The organism is Leuconostoc sp. XM4 (assembly GCF_055698815.1).
Window position 1 is genome coordinate 514637 of record NZ_CP134507.1, and the last position, 23651, is coordinate 538287.

General features: G+C 38.4%; 18 protein-coding genes. 15 read left to right on the forward strand and 3 right to left on the reverse strand.

Annotated elements, in window-relative coordinates; genetic code table 11:
* Window positions 1-203: 203 nt before the first annotated feature.
* The 11 genes from RHP64_RS02730 (at window position 204) to RHP64_RS02780 (ending at window position 14027) form a co-directional block, all read left to right on the forward strand.
* Window positions 204-1634: an APC family permease gene (locus RHP64_RS02730; protein ID WP_011679380.1), complete on the forward strand. Its 1431-nt coding sequence runs from the start codon at window positions 204-206 to the stop codon at window positions 1632-1634.
* Between the two features lie 74 nt (window positions 1635-1708).
* Window positions 1709-3043 carry an aspartate aminotransferase family protein gene (locus RHP64_RS02735; protein WP_025267859.1) on the forward strand — a complete coding sequence of 445 codons (1335 nt, stop codon included), beginning with the start codon at window positions 1709-1711 and terminating at the stop codon, window positions 3041-3043.
* Between the two features lie 256 nt (window positions 3044-3299).
* Complete coding sequence (gene alaS, locus RHP64_RS02740) at window positions 3300-5981, forward strand: alanine--tRNA ligase (RefSeq protein ID WP_014324407.1); 2682 nt, start codon at window positions 3300-3302, stop codon at window positions 5979-5981.
* A 96-nt stretch (window positions 5982-6077) separates the two neighbouring features.
* The gene (locus RHP64_RS02745; RefSeq protein WP_004164519.1) at window positions 6078-6329 is read left to right on the forward strand and encodes an IreB family regulatory phosphoprotein; all 252 of its coding nucleotides are present in this window, start codon (window positions 6078-6080) and stop codon (window positions 6327-6329) included.
* The gene (gene ruvX, locus RHP64_RS02750) at window positions 6329-6760 is read left to right on the forward strand and encodes a Holliday junction resolvase RuvX (protein ID WP_014324408.1); all 432 of its coding nucleotides are present in this window, start codon (window positions 6329-6331) and stop codon (window positions 6758-6760) included. Before RHP64_RS02745 ends, ruvX begins: the two co-directional genes overlap by 1 nt.
* Before the next feature lie 76 nt (window positions 6761-6836).
* A complete protein-coding gene (locus tag RHP64_RS02755) occupies window positions 6837-7136 on the forward strand; it encodes a DUF1292 domain-containing protein (RefSeq protein WP_011679384.1) in 300 nt (99 codons plus the stop codon).
* A 204-nt stretch (window positions 7137-7340) separates the two neighbouring features.
* The gene (locus RHP64_RS02760; RefSeq protein ID WP_014324409.1) at window positions 7341-8819 is read left to right on the forward strand and encodes a cytochrome ubiquinol oxidase subunit I; all 1479 of its coding nucleotides are present in this window, start codon (window positions 7341-7343) and stop codon (window positions 8817-8819) included.
* Window positions 8816-9829, forward strand: a complete 1014-nt coding sequence (gene cydB, locus RHP64_RS02765; RefSeq protein WP_011679386.1) for a cytochrome d ubiquinol oxidase subunit II — start codon at window positions 8816-8818, stop codon at window positions 9827-9829. The genes RHP64_RS02760 and cydB overlap by 4 nt, the downstream gene beginning before the upstream one ends.
* A gap of 111 nt (window positions 9830-9940) precedes the next feature.
* Window positions 9941-11668 (forward strand): thiol reductant ABC exporter subunit CydD, encoded by a 1728-nt coding sequence (gene cydD / locus RHP64_RS02770; protein WP_025267860.1) that lies wholly within the window; start codon window positions 9941-9943, stop codon window positions 11666-11668.
* Entirely contained in the window at window positions 11665-13389 is a 1725-nt protein-coding gene (gene cydC, locus RHP64_RS02775; RefSeq protein WP_025267861.1) for a thiol reductant ABC exporter subunit CydC, read from the forward strand. Before cydD ends, cydC begins: the two co-directional genes overlap by 4 nt.
* Window positions 13389-14027, forward strand: coding sequence for a glycoside hydrolase family 73 protein (locus tag RHP64_RS02780; RefSeq protein ID WP_025267862.1), 639 nt, complete (start codon window positions 13389-13391; stop codon window positions 14025-14027). Before cydC ends, RHP64_RS02780 begins: the two co-directional genes overlap by 1 nt.
* A gap of 23 nt (window positions 14028-14050) precedes the next feature.
* Here the strand turns inward: RHP64_RS02780 and RHP64_RS02785 are convergent, their stop codons facing one another.
* On the reverse strand, window positions 14051-14548 hold the full coding sequence (locus RHP64_RS02785; protein ID WP_011679390.1) for a GNAT family N-acetyltransferase: 498 nt from the start codon (window positions 14546-14548) through the stop codon (window positions 14051-14053).
* Window positions 14549-14734: 186 nt separating this feature from the next.
* Between RHP64_RS02785 and pcrA the strand changes: the two genes are divergently transcribed.
* Genes pcrA through RHP64_RS02805 form a run of 4 tightly spaced genes read left to right on the forward strand, consistent with a single transcriptional unit; the run spans window position 14735 to window position 20662 of the window.
* Window positions 14735-16984, forward strand: coding sequence for a DNA helicase PcrA (gene pcrA, locus RHP64_RS02790; RefSeq protein ID WP_025267863.1), 2250 nt, complete (start codon window positions 14735-14737; stop codon window positions 16982-16984).
* Entirely contained in the window at window positions 16981-17469 is a 489-nt protein-coding gene (locus RHP64_RS02795; RefSeq protein WP_025267864.1) for a kinase, read from the forward strand. The genes pcrA and RHP64_RS02795 overlap by 4 nt, the downstream gene beginning before the upstream one ends.
* An 8-nt stretch (window positions 17470-17477) precedes the next feature.
* Window positions 17478-19520: an NAD-dependent DNA ligase LigA gene (gene ligA / locus RHP64_RS02800; protein WP_014324416.1), complete on the forward strand. Its 2043-nt coding sequence runs from the start codon at window positions 17478-17480 to the stop codon at window positions 19518-19520.
* Window positions 19520-20662 (forward strand): CamS family sex pheromone protein, encoded by a 1143-nt coding sequence (locus RHP64_RS02805; protein WP_025267865.1) that lies wholly within the window; start codon window positions 19520-19522, stop codon window positions 20660-20662. Before ligA ends, RHP64_RS02805 begins: the two co-directional genes overlap by 1 nt.
* Before the next feature lie 27 nt (window positions 20663-20689).
* On the opposite strand, the gene RHP64_RS02810 is transcribed toward RHP64_RS02805, so the two are convergent.
* Together RHP64_RS02810 and RHP64_RS02815 are read right to left on the reverse strand one after the other, a co-directional pair.
* Window positions 20690-21382 carry a MucBP domain-containing protein gene (locus tag RHP64_RS02810; RefSeq protein ID WP_025267866.1) on the reverse strand — a complete coding sequence of 231 codons (693 nt, stop codon included), beginning with the start codon at window positions 21380-21382 and terminating at the stop codon, window positions 20690-20692.
* A gap of 78 nt (window positions 21383-21460) precedes the next feature.
* Complete coding sequence (locus RHP64_RS02815) at window positions 21461-23515, reverse strand: ATP-dependent Clp protease ATP-binding subunit (RefSeq protein WP_025267867.1); 2055 nt, start codon at window positions 23513-23515, stop codon at window positions 21461-21463.
* Window positions 23516-23651: the final 136 nt, after the last annotated feature.

The following is a 23651-nucleotide window of genomic DNA, read 5'->3' on the forward strand; positions in this document are numbered from 1 at the left end:
TGGAATAGCATTTTTAATTTGGAAAGGTGGTAAGTAACAGATTTATTCTATTAAACTTTATCGAAACGCTATTTTATTATCAAAATCCAACTAAAATAATAATTTGATTGGCATAATCATTCCTTATATGGGAAACGTTGACAATAAAATTAGAAAATGTTAATATATTAAAGTAACTTTTATAGAGTTGAAGGGATAAACATATGTCAGAATCAAAAACAAGAACAGGGTGGCTACATAAAGCGACTCCTGCTAGTTTTACCACTAGTGATCGACATCTACGTAAGACGTTAGGTGTTAAAGAAATGTTAGCTTTAGGTATTGGGACTATCGTATCTACAGCTATCTTTACCTTACCAGGTATTGTTGCAGCTAACCATGCTGGACCAGCGGTTGCAATTTCATTCGTAATTGCGGCAATTGTTTCAGGACTTGCTGCGTTTGCTTATGCGGAGTTTGCTTCGGCATTACCATTTGCCGGATCTGCTTATTCTTGGGCAAACGTTGTCTTTGGTGAAGTATTTGGCTGGATTGCCGGTTGGGCACTTTTGGCGGAATATTTCATCGCTGTCGCTTTCGTGGCTTCAGGGTGGTCAGCAAACTTCAAATTATTCCTTGGCTCACATAACTTAGTATTGCCAAAGGCTTTGGCTGGTTCATTTGCTGCTGGAAATGGCGGTGTCATTGACATAGCTTCACTATTTGCGGTGTTGATTGTCGCAGTATTGCTATGGCGCGGAACAAACACGACGGCTCGTGTTGAAAATGTGCTGGTTGTTGGTAAAGTATTAGTTATCTTAATCTTTATTGGTGTTGGTTTAACAGCTATTCACCCTGGTAATTATGTACCATTTATACCTGCTCATAAGGCAGGCACTGATTTTGGTGGTTGGTCGGGTATATTCGCAGGTGCTTCACAAATTTTCTTAGCCTACATTGGATTTGATTCAATTGCTGCTAGTTCAGCTGAAGCAAAGGATCCCAAAAAGACCATGCCTCGAGGTATCATTGGTTCATTAATTGTAGCAACAATCCTTTTCGTGACAGTAGCGCTTGTATTAGTTGGTATGTTCCACTATACAGAGTATAAAGACAATGCCGCTCCTGCTGCCTGGGCATTATTGCACTCAGGTCATGAATTTACATCTAATTTGTTATCAGTGGTTGCCTTAATCGGTATGTTTACAGCAATTATTGGTATGATGCTGGCTGGTTCACGATTGCTTTACGCCTTCGGTCGTGACGGTTTGTTACCAAGTTTCTTAGGAAAAGTTAATGATAAAGGATTACCTAACAACGCTTTGTTAGTATTGTCAGTCATTGCTATCTTGATTGGATCAGTATTTAGCTTTACTGAATTAGCTGGTTTGATCTCTGCCGGTACATTGATTGCCTTTATCATTGTTTCTCTTGGTATTTATGCATTACGTCCTCGTGAAGGTAAAGATATACAAGAACCTGGCTTCAAAATGCCATTTTACCCAGTGATGCCAGCATTGGCCGCATTGGGATCTGGATTTATTTTCTATGAGTTGGATAATCAAGCAAAGATTTATGCCTTTGGTTGGTTTGTGGTCGGTATAATCATTTATGCCGTTTACGGTTCTAAGCATAGTAAGTTGTCTCAAAAATAATCTAACAAAAAGTCCTGAATTTACAGGGCTTTTCTTGTATATAAATCTAAAAATAAATGTGAAAGCTGCTAAAAATGTCAAAAAATAAAGAGATTTTAGAAGAAGAAAAAATTCACTTGGCAAATGCAACGCGGGTTAAATATTTTGATATTGTCATTGATCACGGAAAAGGAGCCATCATTACGGATGCAGATGGGCATGACTATATTGACTTATTGGCTAGTGCAAGTGCCACTAATACAGGTCATTCACATCCAAAGGTTGTGGAAGCAATTACTAGCCAAGCTCAAAAATTAATTCAGTATACGCCTGCATATTTTGCTAACACGGTGACTGCAAAATTAGCTGATCGCTTAGTGAATGTAGCACCAGGGAACTTCCAAAAACAAGTTGCTTTTGGTAATTCGGGATCGGATGCAAACGATGCGATTATCAAGTTTGCCCGTGGATATACTGGGCGACAATATGTTGTCAGTTTTACGGGTGCTTATCACGGCTCTACATATGGTTCGCTTTCTATCTCAGGAGTCAGCTTGAATATGACTCGAAAAATTGGGCCACTATTGCCAAACACGGTGAAAGTACCTTTTCCTGATCAGACGCAACGAATAGCCGGAGAAAGCGACAATGATTTTTCCGAACGTTTATTTAAACAGTTTAAATTACCATTTGAGACTTATTTACCAGCAGATGAAGTGGCGTTAGTTATTATTGAACCTATTCAAGGTGATGGTGGAATTATCAAAGCACCACAACATTATGTTGAATTGGTTTATGAGTTTACACGTGAACATGGCATTGTTTTTGCTGTCGATGAGGTTAATCAAGGCCTTGGACGAACTGGTAAAATGTGGTCAATTGATCATTTTGGGATTGCCCCAGATTTAATGAGTGTTGGTAAATCGATTGCCAGTGGATTGCCTTTAAGTGCAGTTATTGGGCGCAAAGAAATTATGGACAGTCTGCAAGCACCAGCTAATGTTTACACGACCGCTGGTAACCCAGTAACAGCAGCGGCAGCGCTAGCAACGCTAGACGTTATTGAAGAGGAGAACTTAGTTGCACGTTCTCGACAACTGGGTGAGTTGGCTAAAGCATTCTTTGAGTCTGCTGCTAAACGTTATGCCTTTATTGGAGACGTCCGTTTATATGGTTTGAATGGTGGTATTGATATTATCAATGATCATGGTGAAGCTGATAATGAGGCAACTAATAAGTTAATTTATCGTATTTTTGAGTTAGGGGCGATTATGATTAGCCTAAGAGGAAACACCTTGCGTTTTCAACCCCCACTAGTTATTCGAGAAGAGGAGTTGCAGCGCGCCTTTGAAATATTAGAAAAAGCATTTTCTGATTTAGCGTCGGGTAAAATTGCATTACCAAAAACTGATAATCACATTGGTTGGTAATATGATATAATGATTAAGAATTCTGGACATACGAATTAGCCGTCCGTCAGTTAGAAATGTGCTGGGTGATGAAAAGCACACGTTGGCTTTTTTGCGCTACCAGACTTAATTGTGATTGAAAAATCACCGCTGCTCAGCGTTATGAGACATAAAGGTAAAGATTTTATTCAAGATCATTACAAATTGCGGTGGTACCACGGTAGAGCGTCCGCACTTTGTTTTGGTCTTTTTATATTATTTAAGGAGAAAATTTTTTATGAAAGACTTGAGTTCAGCAGAAATTCGCCAAATGTTTTTAGATTTTTTTGCTTCGAAGGGTCACGAAGTTGTACCTTCAAAAAATCTAATTCCGCAAGATGATCCAACATTGTTATGGATTAATTCCGGTGTTGCGACTTTAAAAAAATATTTTGATGGTACAGTGGTCCCAAATAATCCACGTATCACCAATTCTCAAAAGGCAATTCGTACCAATGATATCGAAAACGTTGGAAAAACAGCTCGACATCATACACTTTTTGAAATGATGGGCAACTTTTCAATTGGTGATTATTTTAAAGAACAAGCAATTCCTTGGGCTTGGGAGTTATTGACTAGTCCTGAGTGGTATGGCTTAGATGCTGAAAAATTGTATGTAACTGTGTATCCTAAAGATCAGGAAGCCAGAAAAATTTGGGAAGAAAAAACTAGCTTGCCGGATGGTCACATTTATGAAGTTGAAGACAACTTTTGGGACATTGGGGAGGGACCTTCTGGCCCTGATTCTGAAATATTCTTTGATCGTGGCAGTTCATTTCAAGATTTACCTGATGATGATCCAGAAATGTATCCGGGTGGTGAAAATGAACGTTATCTAGAAATTTGGAATCTTGTTTTCTCCCAATTTAATCATTTACCAGGATTAACAGATAATTCACAATACCCTGAGTTACCGCACAAAAACATTGATACTGGTATGGGGCTTGAACGTGTCGTATCTGTTTTCCAAAATGGCCGCACTAACTTTGATACAGACTTGTTTTTACCTATCATTCGGGCCACAGAGAAATTATCAAATCAATTTACCTATGATGATAGCCAAGATTCAGAGGTCAATACGAGCTTTAAAGTAATTGCCGACCATATTCGTGCAATAACGTTTGCAATTGGGGATGGGGCTTTGCCTTCAAACGAGGGACGTGGATATGTTATTCGTCGCTTGTTGCGTCGCGCAGTTTTGCATGGACAAAAATTAGGCATTAAAGGACAGTTTTTAACTAACTTGGTACCAATTGTTGGGGACATCATGGAAAGCTACTACCCAGAAGTTAAAGCCAACACTGCCAAGATTCAAAAGACTGTTGCTGCTGAAGAAAAGCGTTTTAATGCAACATTAACAGGCGGACTTTCTTTGTTGAATGATGTGATTAAAGAAGCTAAAAAGACGGGTCAGACACAAATTAGTGGTGCCGATGCCTTCAAATTATCTGATACTTATGGATTCCCACTTGAGTTGACGCAAGAGCAAGCTGAAGATGCTGGGTTGACAGTGGATGTGGATGGATACAATGATGAGTTGCAAGCGCAACGCGTTCGCGCTCGTGCTGCACGCTCTAATACTAAGTCAATGGGCGTTCAAAATGCTGTATTAACTGATTTGCGTGTCGATTCAAAGTATGTCGGTTGGTCCCAAACTGAAGTCAATCATGCGGAAATCGTTGCTATTATTGGCGAAGATGAACAAGGTGTTGATGCGCTATTGGATAATGCTGATGTTGATGCTACCGTACAAGTAGCCTTTGATGTAACACCTTTTTATGCCGAAATGGGTGGACAAGTGCCTGACTTTGGTGATGTTTTGAACACCAATGGAGATGTGATTGCTCATGTGACAGATGTTCAAACAGCTCCAAACGGACAACATATTCATACTGTTGATGTCATTTCAAGCTTTACTCTTGGTGATAAAGTAGATTTGAAGGTTGATATGGCACGTCATATCGCCGTATCCAAAAACCATACAGCAACGCATATGTTAGACCAATCATTACGTAATGTACTTGGCGGTGATGTTCATCAGGCGGGTTCATTAGTAGAACCGGAATATTTAAGGTTTGATTTCAATAATGAGGGACCCGTTTCAAGCGAAGATCTTGATAAAATAGAATCGATGATGAATCAAGAAATTGCTAAGAACCTACCGGTTACTTGGTTAGAAACTGACATTGAGTCTGCGAAAAAATTAGGTGCAGTTGCCGTATTTGGTGAGAAATATGGTGATCAGGTCCGTGTTGTATCCATTGGTGACTTCAACAAAGAGTTTGATGGCGGTACTCATGCTAACTCAACCGCAGAGTTAGGTCTGTTTAAAATAGTTAGTGAATCAGGAATTGGTGCAGGGGTACGCCGTATTGAAGCGGTAACTGGTCTACAAGCACTTTCACAATATAAGGCTCAGGAAAAAGCTTTGAAGGAAATAGCTACTGCTTTGAAAGCACAAAAACTGACCGATGCTCCGGAGAAAGTATATGATTTGCAAGCTGATTTACGTACGGTACAGCGCCATGCCGAATCATTAGAAGCTAAATTAGCTAATGCTACAGCAGGTGAAATATTTAATGATGTAAAAACTGTCAATGGACATACTTATATTACTGCCCAGTTACAGGTTTCTGGCATGGATGGCTTACGACAAGTTGCGGATAACTGGAAAGAAAATTATCCATCAGATGTTTTGGTACTAGCAACCGTTGCTGATGAAAAAGTAAGTTTGATTGTTGCTGCTGCTCCAGATGCTAATCAATCGGGCATTAAGGCCGGCGAACTCATTAAATCTATTGCACCACACATAGGTGGCGGTGGCGGTGGACGTCCGGATATGGCTCAAGCTGGTGGGAAAAAGCCTGCAGGTATTCCAGATGCATTTGCCGCAGTTTCGGCATTCTTAGCAGATAAGTAACTTGTTTGTAACTTGATTGATGTGATTATAGCGTAGTATAATGAGTGAATAAACAAGGCAGTATGGAGATAATTTCTAAAGAAAGGAGCGTGTACTATGACAGTAGGAGATGAAACAGCAATATTTGATTTTGGTAATCAAATGCCAAAAGATATCCATGAAACACTTGAGATTGTGTATAGTTCATTGGAAGAAAAAGGGTATAATCCAATTAATCAAATAGTTGGTTACTTGATGTCTGGCGATCCGGCCTATATTCCACGTTTAAATGACGCACGTAATTTAATTAAACGTCATGAACGCGATGAAATCATTGAAGAACTTGTACACGCCTATTTGAAAAAATAATGCGCATATTAGGACTAGATGTTGGTAGTCGAACAGTTGGTGTATCGGTTAGTGATCCGATGGGGTGGACAGCGCAAGGTGTTGAAATCATCCGCATCAACGAGGATGATAAAGAATTTGGCATTGATCGATTGGGAGAGATCATCAAAGAGAAAAACGCAACAGGTGTTGTTCTTGGTTTGCCAAAAAACATGAATAATAGTGAGGGACCACGTGCGGAAGCATCCCGAAACTATGCAAAGTTGATTGAGGAAACCTTTGGTTTACCAACTGATTTTCAGGATGAACGGTTAACTACGGTAGAAGCTGAGCGTATGCTCATTGAAGAAGCTAATATATCACGTAAAAAGCGAAAAAAAGTTATCGATAAAATAGCTGCTGAATTTATTTTACAAAATTATTTAGATTCGAAAGGCAAGTTAACCAAGTAGAATAAAAGCCTTGTCCCTATACGGAACAAGGCTTTTATTGTATAATGAACTTATGACATTTGATAAGGAAAAGAAAATGAGCGAAAATAACGCAGAAGTACAAAAAATTACGTTAATTGATGAAAGTGGCGATGAAGCATTATATGAAGTGTTATTCACATTCCATTCAGATGAGTACAATAAAGACTATATTTTGTTAGTACCAGAAGGTATTGAAGATGATGAAGAAGTTGATATTCAAGCATACATTTTCAACCCCGATGAAAACGGCGATGCTACAGAAGAAGAATTAATTCAAATTGAAGATGATAAAGAATGGGATATGGTTGAAGAAGTTTTGAATACTTTCCTTGAAGACGATTCAAATTTTAATTAATAGTGTGCATTAATAATAAATACTGATATTCATGATTCAAACATCATGGGTATTTTTATTTTGTGTTAAAAAGGGGCAAATTACTTTCAACGTAGCTTATCAAGTGATAAACTAGAAAAGGTAGAAACTACTTAGTTTAGAGTTAGTTTAAATATTTGAGGTAGACATGTCGAAATTTTGATCGTGTCTTTTGGAGGAATTATTATGGTTACGTTAGTGGGCATACTTGATTTAGCGCGTTTTCAGTTTGCGATGACCACGATTTTTCATTTTTTCTTTGTACCGATGTCAATTGGTTTAGCAGTTGTCGTTGCATCAATGGAAACAATGTATGTGATTAAGAAGGAAGAAGTGTATAAGAAAATGGCCCAATTTTGGAGCAAAATTTTCTTACTTAGCTTCGCCGTTGGTGTGGTAACGGGTATTATTCAAGAATTTCAGTTTGGTATGAATTGGTCGGCATATTCACGTTATGTAGGTGACATTTTTGGGGCACCATTAGCAATAGAAGCGCTCGTTGCTTTCTTTGCTGAATCAACCTTCATTGGTTTATGGTCATTTACCTGGGACCGTTTTAAACCGGCAATTCATGTCATTTTTATTTGGATTGTAGCCATTGCCTCTAGCCTATCAGCGTTATGGATTTTGGCCGCTAACTCATTTATGCAAAATCCTGTTGGGTATGCCATTGATAATAATATGGGGCGTGCAGAGCTGACAAGTATTTTTGCATTAATGACAAATCAACAGCTATGGATTGAATTTCCGCACGTTTTGATGGGGACTTTTGTTGCCGGTGGCTTTATCATTGCAGGAATGTCTGCATTTAAGTTGTTGAAGCTTAAAAAAGATGATGTGCAGGTTGATTTTTTCCGTAAGTCCATTAATATTGCTTTAGTTGTTGGTTTGATTGGTGTTGGTGGTACGGTAATTACCGGGGATCGTCATGCTTTTGAGTTGCAGTCTATGCAACCAATGAAGTACGCTGCTATGGAAGGCGTTGATGAGACAATGGATTCGTCAAAACGCGCTGATAAAGCACAGCCTTGGTCATTGTTATCTGTTACTAATCCGAAAACACATAAAGTAATCGCAAGAATTGAGGTACCATACGTACTATCAATTCTAGGAAATCATTCCTTAACTGGTGGCACAACTGTAGGGACAACTGAGTTAAACAAGCAATTTGAAAAAAAATATGGAAAAACACATGATGGCATTAAAGATTACTATGTGCCAGAAAATACGTTATTCTATGCTTTCCGTGTGATGGCAGTTGGCGCCGGATTATTAGGTATGGTGGCTCTTGTAGCGCTTTGGTTCAATCGTAGAAAAACGAATTTAATTTTGACTCAGCGTTGGTTCTTATGGATTCTAGGAATCATGACGTTCTTCCCATTTGTTGTGAATACCGCGGGATGGTTGGTAACAGAATTAGGACGTTATCCTTGGGTTGTATATGGATTAATGACAATCGCTGATGCTGTATCACCGAATGTTTCTGCCGCTTCGTTACTCATTTCAAATATAGTTTACTTCTTAACCTTCGCGTCACTTGGTGGCGTTATGATCTGGTTGTCTCGTCGTGTGTTGCACGATGGACCTGATGCAGAAAAAGAGGAAGAGCTATCACCACGTGATCCATATGAGGATTTAGCAGGAAGTGAGGAGGCAGCAAGATGAGTTTCTTACAAATTTTATGGTTTGTTTTGATTGCCATATTATGGTCAGGATTCTTCTTTTTAGAAGGCTATGATTTTGGCATTGGCATGCAGTTTATTTTCAATTCCCGTAATCAAGATGATCGAGAAGCGCTGTATGAATCTATCGGACCTCATTGGGATGCCAATGAAGTTTGGTTAATTACTGCGGGTGGCGCAATGTTTGCAGCTTTCCCTTATTGGTACGCATCACTGTTTTCAGGATTTTACTTACTATTGTTCATTGTACTGATGGCATTGATTTATCGCGGTGTTTCCTTTGAATTTCGTGAACATATGCCTACCATTCAGGGGTCACAGTTGTGGGAACGTTTCATTGCAATTAGCTCGTTTATCGCACCATTTTTCTTAGGAATGATTTTTACTGCAATGGTATCAGGTATGCCAATGGATGCTAAGGGAAACTTGTCGGCTGGATTTTTCGATTATGTAACACCATTTACGCTTGTGGGCGGTATTGCTGTCACATTAATGAGTTATGTACATGGCTTGAATTATACACGACTGCGTATTATCGGTGATATTCGCACAAGAGCAATGGCACAATTGAAAGTTCTATATCCAATTTTGTTGGCTGGAGAAGCACTATTTGCAATTCTGCTGTTCTTCTACACGGATTTTTTCCAAACTAAATTGTTATGGACATTAATTATACTAGTGGCAATTGTCCTATCCACAGTTATTGGTTGGTATTTAACGGTTAATAAGAAAAAAGAAGTGTTCCCATTTATTTTATCTGGTTTGACTTTGGTTGAAGTCGTTATCTTAATATTCGTTGGCCTATTCCCACGTTTAATGGTAGCTAACAATCCGTTACACAGTTTAAAAATTATTAATGCATCGTCATCGCCATATACATTAAAAGTGATGTCATTTGTTGTATTAACAGCTTTACCATTGACATTAGGATATCAAATATGGAGTTTCTGGGTTTTCCGTAAGCGTATTGTAGCTGATAAGGTAGTTGAATAATAATTCTAAAAACGTTTACAATTGATTGTAGGCGTTTTTTTATTTAAGGAGAGTGTTTGGCAGGGTATTGTTATAGAGATAACAAACCATTGTTTAACACATATAAAAAATATGATAGATAAAAGACTTTTTGCGTTACCAGGTATTATTAGTTCTTTGGTAATCTTAGTTATTTTGACAGGAATTCAAGCATTTTCGATTATATTCCAGGGAGTTTTCTTGGCCCGAGCAATTGCTGATTTATGGCAAGGTAAAAGCATTGACCAAACACTCATTAATGTATTGTTTTTTGCGTTTTCTTTTTTGATGAGACAACTATTGATTGTGTTAAAAAATAACTATATGTCGAAATTTGCTGATCGTACAGTGGAAAATTATCGTATTCAATTGTTGGCTAAGTATGCCGAAATTGGCCCTAGTATTATTAAACAATCGGGTACAGGAAATGCGGTTACAACACTAGGTGCGGGATTGGATAATGTTAAAAACTATTTTCAACTACTACTGATTAAAGTTTTTGATTTGAGTATTATTCCTTGGTTAATTCTGCTATATATTGTTTATCTTAAGTGGGAACAGGGACTATTTTTATTGCTAGTATTTCCAGTGGTTATATTGTTTTTCATCATTTTGGGCTTGGCAGCACAAAGTAAAGCTGATGCAGAGTTCGCTAATTTTAAGAACTTAAATAATCGTTTTGTAGATGCTTTACGAGGCCTGCCAACCTTGAAGCAACTAGGTTTATCGCAATCATATGGTGACGAAATTTATAATATTTCAGAAGATTATCGAAAAACAACCATGCGAACGCTGAGAATTGCGATTACATCAACATTTGCGCTTGATTTTTTTACGACTTTATCAGTTGCAATTGTTGCTGTGTTTTTAGGAATGGATTTAATGAACGCCAAAATGGCACTTTTCCCAGCGTTGACAATTTTGATTTTAGCGCCAGAATATTTTCTTCCTTTGCGTAATTTTGCTGATGATTATCACGCAACTTTGAATGGTAAAAATTCACTAACTGATGTTTTGGAAGTAATTGATACCAAAATTGTCGGTCCACAAGATGAACTTCAATTAAATAAATGGCAAGCAGAGAGTGAATTGTCATTGAACGCTGTGCAGTTTTCTTATGACTCAAAAGTCACCTTGAAAGATATTTCGTTGCACGCTAAAGGGTATCAAAAAATTGCTTTGGTTGGGGAAAGTGGTTCTGGTAAATCTACACTACTAAGTATTTTGGGAGGCTTCTTACAACCTGAACAAGGAACGATAAATATCAATGGACAGGAGATCAAATATTTAACACAACAGCAATGGCAGAAGCAGTTTTTTTATATGCCACAAACACCTTATATTTTTCATGAATCGTTACGTGATAATATTAGGTTTTACGCACCAAGTGCTAGTGACGAAGCAATCAATGAAGCTGTTGAAAAAGCAGGTTTATCCAGTTTGATTGATGAATTGCCAGCAGGGTTGAATACAATAATTGGTGAGAGTGGGCGTCAACTATCTGGCGGGCAGGCGCAGCGTGTAGCCTTAGCAAGAATGTTGCTAGATTCATCTCGTAAAGTGCTCCTTTTTGATGAACCAACGGCTCATTTAGATATTGAAACTGAAATTGATTTAAAGAGAACGATGTCAACTATCTTGGATAAGCACTTAGTTTTTTTTGCAACACACCGGTTACACTGGTTAGATCAAATGGATTTAGTTATTGTGATACGTGACGGGCGCATTGTGGAAACTGGCGTGCCTGGTGTCTTACTAGCTGATACCAATAGTGCTTTGAATGCGCTGCGTCATGAATTACATAAAGGTGGTCTGAAATGAAGCGATTGAAAAAATTATTGTCACAAGATAGATGGATTCTTCCGTCCTTAAGTCAACAAAAATCTGGCCTTTTTTGGTCGATATTTTTGAATTTTATGATTACTTTTGCCGCTGGTGCATTAATGTTTGTATCCGGATTTCTAATTTCTCGTTCTGCGCAACATCCTTCTAATATTCTCATTATTTATGTTCCAATTGTGCTGACACGTGCATTTGGCATTGCGCGTCCAGTTTTTCGTTATGCACAGCGTTTGGTGTCACACAATTGGGTATTACGTGTCGTTTCGAAAACACGTAAGCGTTTATACGAAAGTGCGGCCAGCACGGCTAGCAGTATTCGAGGACAACTGCAAACAGGTGAAGTACTTAGTTTACTTGCTGACGATTTAGACCGTTTACAAAATCTCTACCTTAGAACGCTTTTTCCATTAGGTTCAGGTATGGTATTGTACCTTTTTCTCACAATAGCAATTGGCACAATTAATTGGTTATTCATGTTGTGGTGGTTTGTTATGTTGGCTGTTATCTTGGTTATTGTGCCATTATTGAGTTTGGCAGTGAACTATAAAGGTGTGCAACAACAAAAGAAATTACAGCAAAGTCTTTATATAGATGCAACCGATGCTATTTTAGGTTTGCAAGATTGGGTGCTATCAGGACGACAAGAAGATTTAGTACAAAATCAAGGCGAAACAATGTCAAGATTAGCTCATGTTAAGAACCAAAGTATGAAATTTGGCTGGTGGCGTGATTTTGTCATTCAAGTTTTAGTATTGATATTGACTATAACAACCTTAATGTGGGCAACCAATCAGTTTTCTGATAGTTCAAGTACAGTTAATTATATTGCGGCTTTCACACTTGCAATATTTCCTCTAATTGATAGCTTTATTGCTGTGAATCAAGGTGTAAGTGAATCCTCATTCTACGAAGATAGCATTGTGCGGTTAAATGATTTACCAGAACCAACCTTGCTACAGGAGACTAGACACACAACTAACTCAGCAGTAATTAATTTTAATCAAGTCACATTTAAGTATGGGGACAAAACAATTGTTGATAATTTGTCATTTGAAGTTCAGCCTAAAGAAAAAATTGCGTTACTTGGTCGTTCAGGCGCAGGAAAAACAACTTTATTAAAGCTTTTGGCAGGTGATATCCAATCATCTTTGGGTGAAGTAACAATCGATGAAACGCCAGTCCAGAACTTACAAGGGAGTATGTCTAGTTTGGTGGCTGTGTTGGATCAACAGGCGTATTTATTTGATACAACGATTATGAACAACGTGCGTATGGGAAATATTCATGCCACTGATGAGCAAGTTCAAAAAGCAATTAAGCAAGCTGGGTTACAGCCATTAATCAATTCCTTACCCAACGGATACTATACACAAATGCAGGAAGCAGGAACACGCTTTTCTGGTGGAGAACGGCAAAGATTTGCCTTAGCACGAATCATGCTGCAAGATGCGCCAATTGTGGTGCTAGATGAACCAACAGTATCACTAGATCCCAAAACAGAGTACGAGGTTTTATCCCAAATATTTTCAGTTCTCAAAGATCGAACGATTATTTGGGTCACACATCATTTGACAGGAATCGAAAATGTTGATAAAGTTTACTTTTTAGAGAATGGAAAATTCACGTTGAGCGGTTCACCGGCTGAATTGCATCAAACTTCAGCAAGATTTAAACAATTATTACTCATGGATCAATATTAATGGCGAAAAAAAAGCGAAGAAGATCAAAAAAAGGATTACAAAAACAGCGATTGCGTATGTTGTGTGGCTTGTTAGTTGCATTGGTTATTTTAGCCGCCGTCACATCCAACACTGCGATTTATGAAAGACCTCAAAACAATCAGATCAATACAAACAGTGAAGAAGCAAAGAAGGTGGCTTGGATTAATGAACTAGCGCCATATGCTCGTGAACTGCAAGAAAAATATGGGGTCCTGGCATCAATTAGCATTGCGCAAGCTATCTTAGAGTCTGACTGGCACACAAGTACGTTATCAACAAAGTATAATAATCTATATGGCATTAAAGCGGATGCAGGACAAAAAAGTGCTGTATTACCAACGCAAGAGTATGTTAATGGTGAATGGATCACCATTCAAGGACGTTTTGCGGCTTATGATAGTTGGCAAGAAAGTATGAAAGCACATGCAAAACTATTGCATGATGGTACGAGTTGGAATGCAAAACAATATCAACACGTCTTGGATGCAGATGATTACGCTTCGGCTGCCAAAGCATTAACACAGGATGGTTACGCGACGGATCCTAATTACGCTAAAAAGTTAATTACAATTATTCAAACTTGGCATTTGGAAAGATTTGATGCAACAAAAAAGTAGACGTTAGTCTACTTTTTTTGTTTTTAAAATGTAAATTCATGCGGGAAAATACCCATCATTAAACTGTCATGGTATTCTCCTTCAGCAAAAAAATGTTGACGGAGAGTACCTTCAGGAATGAAACCAATTTTTTTATAAATGTGAATAGCTGCCGAATTATTCACATCAACATACAAGTAAACTTTATGCATATTCAGTACTGTGAAGGCATACTCTATTCCTGCTCTCATAGCAGCCTGTGCGTAACCATGACCTTGGAACTCTGAATGGATAATGATTTGAATTTCTGTGTGTCTGTGTAGCGTATCGATATCCATTAATTCAACAACACCGATAAAACGATCGTTCTCTTCCACAACAAAACGACGTTCAGTTTGATCTAAAATATGACGATCGTAAAGAATTTGTAATTCATCAAAAGATGTATAAGGTTCTTCAAACCATAATGCCATCACCTTACGTGAATTTTCTTGTTCGTAAATATAAGGGAGATCTCTTTTTTCAAGTGGTCTTAATTTCATAGAATGCTTCTTTCCTTCAATATGCTTTTACTGGTGATTATGCTTATTATTTTATCATTGATTATGAGGGACGTGTGCGTAAAAATGTTAGAATGACAATGGAAGCATGTTCGGAAGAGCCATTAGAGTTATTACATGAAAAATGGTAAAATAAAGGAAGTTATTTTTACAAGTAAGGACATAAAAATGCCAATTGAAACCCTAATTCAAGGAATGAATGATAAACAGTCAGAGGCTGTTCAAACCACTGAAGGACCATTATTGATTATGGCTGGCGCTGGTTCTGGTAAGACTCGCGTTTTGACACATCGTATTGCCCATTTGGTGCAAGATAAAAATGTATACCCATGGCGTATTTTGGCAATTACATTTACCAACAAGGCTGCTCGTGAAATGCGTGAACGTATTGCACAACTAGTTGATCCAGAAATTGCAAGAGAAATTTGGGTCTCAACATTTCACGCTATGGCCGTGCGAATTTTACGTCGAGATGGCGAGAGAATTGGCCTAGCACGTAATTTTACAATTATCGATACAAGTGCCCAACGCACGTTAATGAAGCGGGTTATTAACGATCTGAACTTAGATACTAATCAATATGACCCACGCACAATTTTAGGCACAGTTTCCAATGCTAAGAATGATATGTTGACAGCTAAGGCTTATGCTAAGCAGGCTGGTAATGTATATGAGGAAACTGTCGCTGAAGTGTATGCCGCATATCAAGCAGAGCTACGTCGCGCTCAGAGCGTTGATTTTGATGACCTAATTATGTCTACGATTGATCTATTCAAACAAGCGCCAGACGTTCTGGAACGATACCAAAATCAGTTTGAATACCTGCATGTTGACGAATATCAAGATACCAATGATGCGCAATATACGATTGTTAACTTACTAGCGAAACGTTCACGTAATTTAGCTGTTGTAGGTGATGCAGATCAGTCTATTTATGGTTGGCGTGGGGCTAACATGAATAATATTTTAAACTTCGAAAAAGACTATCCAGACGCTCACACAGTTTTGCTTGAACAAAACTATCGTTCAACCCAAAATATTTTAGATGCAGCGAATGCAGTTATCAATAATAATAATGAGCGCATCGACAAAAGCCTTTGGACTGAAAATGGCAAAGGCGATAAGATTACTTATTATCGCGCGCAAACAGAACGTGACGAAGCTAACTTTGTCTTGGCCAACATTCAAAAATCACGCCAAGAGAAGAATGCAGCATACAGTGATTTTGCAGTATTATATCGTACGAACGCGCAGTCACGTGGTATTGAAGAAGCACTTGTGAAAGCTAATATGCCATACACCATGGTTGGTGGACATAAGTTCTATGAGCGTAAAGAAATTCTTGATATCATGTCATACATGAATCTGATGACAAATCCTGCTGATAATGCGGCGTTTGAACGAGTAGTTAATGAACCTAAACGTGGTATTGGTGCAACATCGATTAATCGGTTACGGGATTTTGCCAATCGAATGAATTTGTCTTATATGGGCGCAATTGAAAATATTGAATTAGCACCAGAAATTACAGCTAAGGCAGCTTCAAAATTAATTCAGTTTGCTGAAATGATGCACAATTTGCGTCAACAGACTGAGTTTTTAACTGTGACCGAACTTGCTGAATTAGCGATGACAAAATCTGGCTATCGTCAAAAGCTAGCCGAAAAAAATGATCCTGAAAGTCAAGGTCGTCTAGAAAACTTGGAAGAATTTTTGTCAGTTACAAAGGAATTCGACTTAAAATACAATCCAGACGATTCCGAATCCGTTGATCCGATGACTGATTTTTTGAGTTCAACTGCACTAATGAGTGATTTGGATGATTTTGAAGAAGGTGACGGGGCAGTTACCTTAATGACTTTACACGCAGCTAAAGGATTGGAGTTTCCTGTTGTCTTTTTAGTTGGTATGGAGGAAGGTATTTTTCCTTTGTCACGGGCTATGATGGATGATGACCAACTGGAAGAAGAACGTCGTTTGGCTTATGTTGGTATTACACGAGCGATGAAAAAATTATATCTAACTAATGCTTTTTCACGCTTATTGTATGGTCGCACGCAAGCAAATGAACCTTCGAGGTTTATTGATGAAATTTCAAGCGAGTTATTGGATACACAATATGGTGGTATCTCTTCTTCATCAAATGATCGATCTTTTCCATTTGATAAGAAAATGCAACGAGCAACAGCCACAACCTATAAGGCGGCCAGCCCAGTAACCAAAATAACTTCAGGAACAACCGGTGCTGATAGTACGGTTTGGCAGCCTGGTGATAAGGTGTCTCATAAAAAATGGGGAATTGGTACGATTGTTTCTGTGTCGGGATCTGCACAAGATCAAGAATTAAAAGTTGCTTTCCCATCAGAAGGGGTAAAGCAGCTATTAGCCGCTTTTGCACCAATTAAACGAGCAGAATGACAACGCTAATTATTATACGTGGCAATTCTGGTAGCGGTAAAACAACATTAGCCCATCAATTACATCGTGTTTTACCAGATAGCCTACTCATATCTCAAGATATTGTTCGTCGGGAAATGCTCAATGTTAAGGATCAGGTGGGTAACTTATCGATATCGCTAATCGAACAGTTACTTGAGTTTGGTAATCAACAAGAACAGTTTGTGATACTAGAGGGCATTTTGAAAAATAGTGTTTATGGTCCAATGATACGTAAGCAAATCCAATATTTTAGTCAAGTGGTTACTGTTTATTACCAATTATCCTTGAACGAGACAGTTCGGCGCCATTGCACTAAGCAAGTCACTGACTTTACTCCTAATGATTTAACTCGTTGGTATCAAAGGGATGACTCACTTCGCATAGAAGGTGAAATGATTTTTGATGAGTCTGTGAGTTTGATGATGGCGGAAAAACAAATACTTACTAAAATAAATAAATATTGAGGTCGAGAATGTTACCAGATTTTACGCCAATTGAAAAATTAACAACACAAGACGCGCAACAAGAAACCGCGCGATTACAAAAGCAGCTTGTGCAATATGGCACGGCTTATTATGAAGATGACGCGCCACTAGTTGAGGACTACATTTACGATGCATTATATGCGCGGTTAGTTGCGTTAGAAGAAAAATTTCCACAATATGTGATTCCAGATTCACCAACACAGAATGTTGGTAGCGCAGATACAAAGTCTGAATTACAAAAAGTGGTACATCCTGCCCCAATGCTGTCGTTAGGTGATGTATTTAGCTTAGACGAACTTAACGACTGGGATGCAAGAACAACCAAGTCGCTTGGAAACCAAGCACCTTATAATTTAGAGTTAAAAATTGATGGCTTAGCAGTTGCATTGACCTACGTTGACGGGCAACTAGTACAAGCTTCTACGCGTGGAAATGGTATCGTTGGTGAAGATGTTACAGCGAATGTGAAAACAATTAAAGCAATACCAAAAAAACTGACTGAACCATTAACCATTGAGGTACGTGGCGAAATTTATATGCCAAAAGCTAGTTTTGCTGCTCTAAATAAGCAGCGAGAGGCTGATGGTTTAGAACCTTTTGCTAATCCTCGTAATGCTGCAGCCGGTTCCTTACGTCAATTGAACGTTAAAATTACTAAGTCACGAAACCTAGCGGCTTTTGTATACTATACGGCTGAACCTGAAATGCTAGGAGTGACAACTCAAAGTGGTGCGTTAGAACGATTTGCAGAATTAGGTTTGCCAACAGACACACACAATCGTGTCATCAATAAAATGGCCGATATTGCTGGCTATATTGATGAGTATACTTCGGAGCGCGAAAGCTTGTCTTATGGTATCGATGGTGTTGTTGTTAAAGTGAATCAACTAGACTTACAGTTTGATTTAGGGAATACAGTTAAAATCCCACGTTGGGCTATCGCTTATAAATTTCCTCCGGAAGAAGCTTTGACAATCGTTCGTGACATTGAATGGACTGTTGGACGAACTGGGGCGGTAACACCTACTGCAGTTATGGACCCCGTTTTGCTAGCGGGTACAACTGTGCAACGTGCTAGTTTGCATAATCCTGATTATTTAAGGGAAAAGGATATTCAAATTGGTGATACGGTTACGCTACACAAAGCGGGTGATATCATTCCAGAAATTGGGCAAGTCATTTTAGAAAAACGTCCGACAGATAGTGAAACTTATCAGGTTCCGACAATATGTCCTGCCTGTGAATCAAATTTAGTTCACATTGAAGGTGAAGTAGCACTCCGCTGTATTAATCCATTCTGTTCAGCTCAAATTCAAGAAGGACTAACACATTTTGCGTCAAGAAATGCAATGAATATTGATGGCATGGGACCAAGAGTTGTCGGTCAACTACTAAAGGCAGGCTATATTAAAGATGTGGCGTCCATTTACCGCATAACGGTTGAACAATTACTAACTTTAGACAAGTTCCAAGAGAAATCAGCTGTGAAGTTAATTGATGCAATTAACAGTTCAAAGGAAAATTCTCTTGAACGCTTATTATTTGGCTTAGGGATTCGCATGGTTGGTGCAAAAGCGGCTCGACTGATAGCAGAAAAGTTCAGGACCTTATCAGCTGTTTCAGAAGCCTCTGTTGAAGACATCGCAAATATTAATGGTATTGGTCACACGATTGCCCAGTCAATTGTTCAATACTTTAGTACGCCAGAATCTAAGCAACTACTTGTCGAACTAGCTTCTTCCGGTGTTAACCAATCATATTTATCTGATACAGTGATTGACGAAAATTCATTTTTCTATGGCAAAAAGGTAGTCTTAACTGGTAAACTAGAACAGAGTAGTCGACCTGCTGCAACAAAATGGTTGCAAGATCATGGGGCTAACGTCGCCGGATCAGTGTCAGTGAAAACAGACTTAGTTATTGCAGGAGAAGCTGCAGGTAGCAAACTTGATAAAGCTAGTCAATTAGGTGTTACAGTTTGGACCGAACAACAGTTTGTTGATGAACAAGTAAAAGAGGACGGAAAATAATGAAGCGGATTGGTTTTCGTGGTTATATAGCGATTGTCGTTGGTATTTTGATTATCGCCGTTGGCATTTTATATTTTTTCAATGTGAATCGTGTCACACTAACAACAAGTAAAAAAACAAGTGGTGTCCAGTTGACTCAGAGCACACCAGGTCAGTACCAAACGGTGATCAAAAATGGTCGTTATTTGGTGAGTGCAGCTCGTGGTATTACGTCAACTTCTGAGACGAATAGTCTTGATGTGAAAAACTTTGAATCATCATTGCTTGATTTGGCTAAAACACATTTTAAGACGAGCAGTTATATTTTTCAAGAGGGACAATATTTGAGTTCGTCTACTGTTACTTCATTACTTGAGCGTAAAAATAGCAGTAATAGTGATGGATTAAATCCTGAAGATAATGGTAAGACAGATAGTTCACGTAATCCGATTTACGTTCAAACACTAACCGAACAAGATTTCATGACCAAAGATGGTGACGACCTTAAATTAGCTGGTATGGTTATCGGCGTAGCGATGAACACACAGGATGAATACCAAAAAGAACAATATGGTGCTACATATACACAAAACATTTCAGATGCTGATCGCATAGCTTATGGTAAAAAAATTGCACCAGAAATTATCAAAAAAGTGCGAGAACAAAAAGGGGTTGATTCAGATACGCCTATTGTGATTGCCATGTATGCCAATTCAAAAACAGATTCATTAGCGCCAGGGAATTTTTATGCAGAGTCTACAAGTAGTAGCGGAACTGACTTGAAAGAATGGACTAGCATTAATCAAAAGTCTATTGTTTTGCCTAAGGAATCAACTGATACATCAAGCTTGGGTTCAGAGGCTAACACATCTTTTGCTAACTTTAAAAATGATGTTTCAAATTTCTTTCCCAATATAGCTGGTGCTACGGCAGTTGCTAATTTTAAGTCAGGTACGCTTTCTAGTATGAAAGTTACAGTGACGACACAGTTCTACAGTCAAACTGAGATTGAAAGTTTTGCGACATATGTATCTCAATCGGCGTTAAAGTATTTACCAACGAATGTACCGATTCGAATAATTATTAAAGCCGCCAATGAAATGCAAGCAATTCTAATCCGTAATTCAGGTGACAAAACATTTACGACAACAATATTAGACTAAAAAAATCGACCAACTTGGTCGATTTTTTTATAGCTTGTTAATATAAATACTGTTAATCCATCCTTTAGTAGCTATTTTATACCAAACAATGTTATTATCATCGTGAATTTCTTCCGTTATTGCCACAAAATCACTATCGGAAACACTACCGATTGGCAACCCATAAGGTTCAGCATAGACTTCTATAGATCGATCGGGAAGGAAATTAACAACCGCGTTAGGCTGATTACTTTTACTTTTTTCTGCATCATTAAAATAGTTAATATTTTCAACTTCTGGAGCTGTGTCTGACAATTTCATTTGGGTAGCATCATAACGAATCCAATGATAGTCACCAATTTGATACCAAAATTGACCATTACCAGAAATAGCGCGTAATTGAGTTGCCCAAAAAGTATTTGGGTTTAAGTTTGTCCTAACGTTTGATAAATTATCTGGCTCTAGAAAAACTTGTACGCTGGTTACTGTTTCGATAAACATGTTAATACGGTGTACAGCTTGCCATTCTTGTGGCCGATAATAAAGCTCTAATGACTGAGGTAGGCTACCAAACAATCCCGTCAAAGATCCTGAAGTATCGATATACTGATAATTGGCGATATCTAAAATTGCGATTTCGTAAGGTGCGCCTGCTTCGCCATCTAATCTTGTTGGTTCGTGTAACTCATCACCAGTTGCTATATTTTTATAATAAACCCATACGGGCGATGTATTTGCCATAATATCCCCTTTGAATATACCTACATATTATATCACAAACAAAAAACGACCCGAAAGTCGTTTCATATCACACGTAAGTTAAATTTTATTTACAGTAACTGGTTCTGGCTTAACTTCACTAATAACAAATTCATTATGAACAATGTCAGCTTGCAAATGATGAACATCTGGGTGTTCTAAATAGAAATCGGCGATACCATCGGCGATTTTATCTTGCATGACACGACGGAGAGGTCGAGCACCCATTGCAGGGTCATAACCGAGCTCCACTAATTTCTGCTTAGCAGCAGTGCTTAAATCAATGTGCAAATCGTTGTCAGACAAGTTATCATTCATATCAGTCAATAACAAGTCGACAATTTTTAGTAGATGATCTTGTGACAAAGGTTGGAAATCAATGATATCGTCTAAACGGTTCAAGAACTCTGGACGGAAATAATTTTCCAAACGTTGCATCAAACGATTTTGTTGATCAACTTGGGCGAATCCCACAGGTGTATTTCCTGTGTCTGTTGAACCAGCGTTAGAAGTCATAATAATGACAGTATCTTTGAAACTCACTATGTGACCTTGTGCATCAGTTAGACGGCCATCATCAAGAATCTGTAAGAACATGTTCATTACATCTGGATGTGCTTTTTCTACTTCATCAAAGAGCACCAGTGAGTAGGGACGACGGCGAACTTGTTCTGTTAATTGACCAGCCTCTTCGTAACCGACATAACCGGCAGGAGCACCAATCATTTTAGAAACGGTATGTTTTTCCATGTACTCTGACATGTCGAAACGAACCATTGCATCTTTGCTACCAAACATTTCCTTAGCTAATTGCTTGGCAGTTTCAGTTTTACCAACACCGGTCGGCCCGACAAATAGGAATGATCCAATTGGACGACCAGATTTTGTTAGACCAATACGATTACGGCGAATCGCCTTGGCTAGTTTTTCTACTGCCTCATCTTGACCAATAACATGTTTCGATAAGTTTTTGTCCAAATCTTTTAGTTGATTAGCCTCGTTTTCTTTTAAAGCTCCGACCGGAATATCAGTTTTATCTTCAACAATTTTTAATATATCTTGCTCTGTTACTGTTTGTGGCTTCGACATTTCGGGGTGAGCCTCGACTTGTGCCTTTTGTGACTCAAGTTGGTTTACCTGATCACGCCAATAGCTTGCTTTTTCAAAATCTTCTTTATCAATTGCTTCTTGCTTTAATTTATCAGCTGCTTCGATATTCACTTGAATAGTTTTGGGGTCCGCAACTTTCATTGTCAAATTTTTACGTGAGCCAGCTTCATCAAGTAAATCAATTGCTTTATCCGGTAGGAATCTTTCTGGAATGTAACGATCAGATAGTTCAACAGCTGCTTGAAGGGCAGAATCACTGAACGTAACATAGTGATACTTTTCATACCGTTCACTAATTCCTTCTAAAATCGTGATAGTTTCTTCTTTAGAAGGTTCTTCGACTTGCACTGGCTGGAAACGACGGGCAATAGCACCATCTTTTTCAATTTTTCGATACTCATTTAAAGTTGTTGCACCGATTAATTGGAACTCACCACGAGCTAGGGCAGGCTTCAAAATATTACCTGCATCCATACCACCTTCAGCATTTCCGGCACCCATAATTTCATGAATTTCATCAATGAACAAGATGACATCATCGCTGTTCGTAACTTCTTTCATTAATTCACGCATCCGTGCTTCGAATTGACCACGCATGCTCGTACCTTGAACTAAGGCCGACATTTCCAAACGAATAACTTCTTTATGCTGTAACTTTTCAGGCACCTTTCCAGCCACAATAGCTTGCGCTAGGCCTTCAACAATAGCTGTTTTACCAACACCAGGTTCACCAATTAGTACTGGATTATTCTTTGTACGACGATTTAAAATTTCAATTGTGCGAGCAACTTCGTTATCTCGACCAATAACAGGGTCGAGCTTTCCGTCGCGAGCTTGTTTGGTTAAATTAATACCAAACTCATCAAGTAAGCGTCTTTTTTTATTACCATTATTATTTTTTTGTGCTTGTGTATTTTGTTGTCCTTGTGCTTGCGCCATTTGTTCATTCATTGCGCGAAACATTTCATCTAAATTACCAAAACCAAACGAATCTTGTTGTGCCATATCTTTTACTTAGTGTGAAGCACCATGGAATACAGTTATTGCATTTCACCATAGTATTGCACACGATTCCTTTCTGTAGGTTATGCTTTAATTATAGCACGATTTAAGAAAAATGCAATTAAAATTAGCACTCGTT

Bases quoted from the DNA above. Each gene is read 5' to 3' on its own strand.
- alaS (WP_014324407.1), top strand. From the start codon at position 3,300: ATGAAAGACTTGAGTTCAGCAGAAATTCGCCAAATGTTTTTAGATTTT.
- ligA (WP_014324416.1), top strand. From the start codon at position 17,478: ATGTTACCAGATTTTACGCCAATTGAAAAATTAACAACACAAGACGCG.
- RHP64_RS02785 (WP_011679390.1), bottom strand. From the start codon at position 14,548: ATGAAATTAAGACCACTTGAAAAAAGAGATCTCCCTTATATTTACGAA.
- RHP64_RS02730 (WP_011679380.1), top strand. From the start codon at position 204: ATGTCAGAATCAAAAACAAGAACAGGGTGGCTACATAAAGCGACTCCT.
- RHP64_RS02805 (WP_025267865.1), top strand. From the start codon at position 19,520: ATGAAGCGGATTGGTTTTCGTGGTTATATAGCGATTGTCGTTGGTATT.
- RHP64_RS02815 (WP_025267867.1), bottom strand. From the start codon at position 23,515: ATGGCACAACAAGATTCGTTTGGTTTTGGTAATTTAGATGAAATGTTT.
- pcrA (WP_025267863.1), top strand. From the start codon at position 14,735: ATGCCAATTGAAACCCTAATTCAAGGAATGAATGATAAACAGTCAGAG.
- RHP64_RS02735 (WP_025267859.1), top strand. From the start codon at position 1,709: ATGTCAAAAAATAAAGAGATTTTAGAAGAAGAAAAAATTCACTTGGCA.
- RHP64_RS02760 (WP_014324409.1), top strand. From the start codon at position 7,341: ATGGTTACGTTAGTGGGCATACTTGATTTAGCGCGTTTTCAGTTTGCG.
- cydC (WP_025267861.1), top strand. From the start codon at position 11,665: ATGAAGCGATTGAAAAAATTATTGTCACAAGATAGATGGATTCTTCCG.
- cydD (WP_025267860.1), top strand. From the start codon at position 9,941: ATGATAGATAAAAGACTTTTTGCGTTACCAGGTATTATTAGTTCTTTG.
- RHP64_RS02810 (WP_025267866.1), bottom strand. From the start codon at position 21,382: ATGGCAAATACATCGCCCGTATGGGTTTATTATAAAAATATAGCAACT.
- RHP64_RS02780 (WP_025267862.1), top strand. From the start codon at position 13,389: ATGGCGAAAAAAAAGCGAAGAAGATCAAAAAAAGGATTACAAAAACAG.
- ruvX (WP_014324408.1), top strand. From the start codon at position 6,329: ATGCGCATATTAGGACTAGATGTTGGTAGTCGAACAGTTGGTGTATCG.
- RHP64_RS02795 (WP_025267864.1), top strand. From the start codon at position 16,981: ATGACAACGCTAATTATTATACGTGGCAATTCTGGTAGCGGTAAAACA.
- RHP64_RS02755 (WP_011679384.1), top strand. From the start codon at position 6,837: ATGAGCGAAAATAACGCAGAAGTACAAAAAATTACGTTAATTGATGAA.
- cydB (WP_011679386.1), top strand. From the start codon at position 8,816: ATGAGTTTCTTACAAATTTTATGGTTTGTTTTGATTGCCATATTATGG.
- RHP64_RS02745 (WP_004164519.1), top strand. From the start codon at position 6,078: ATGACAGTAGGAGATGAAACAGCAATATTTGATTTTGGTAATCAAATG.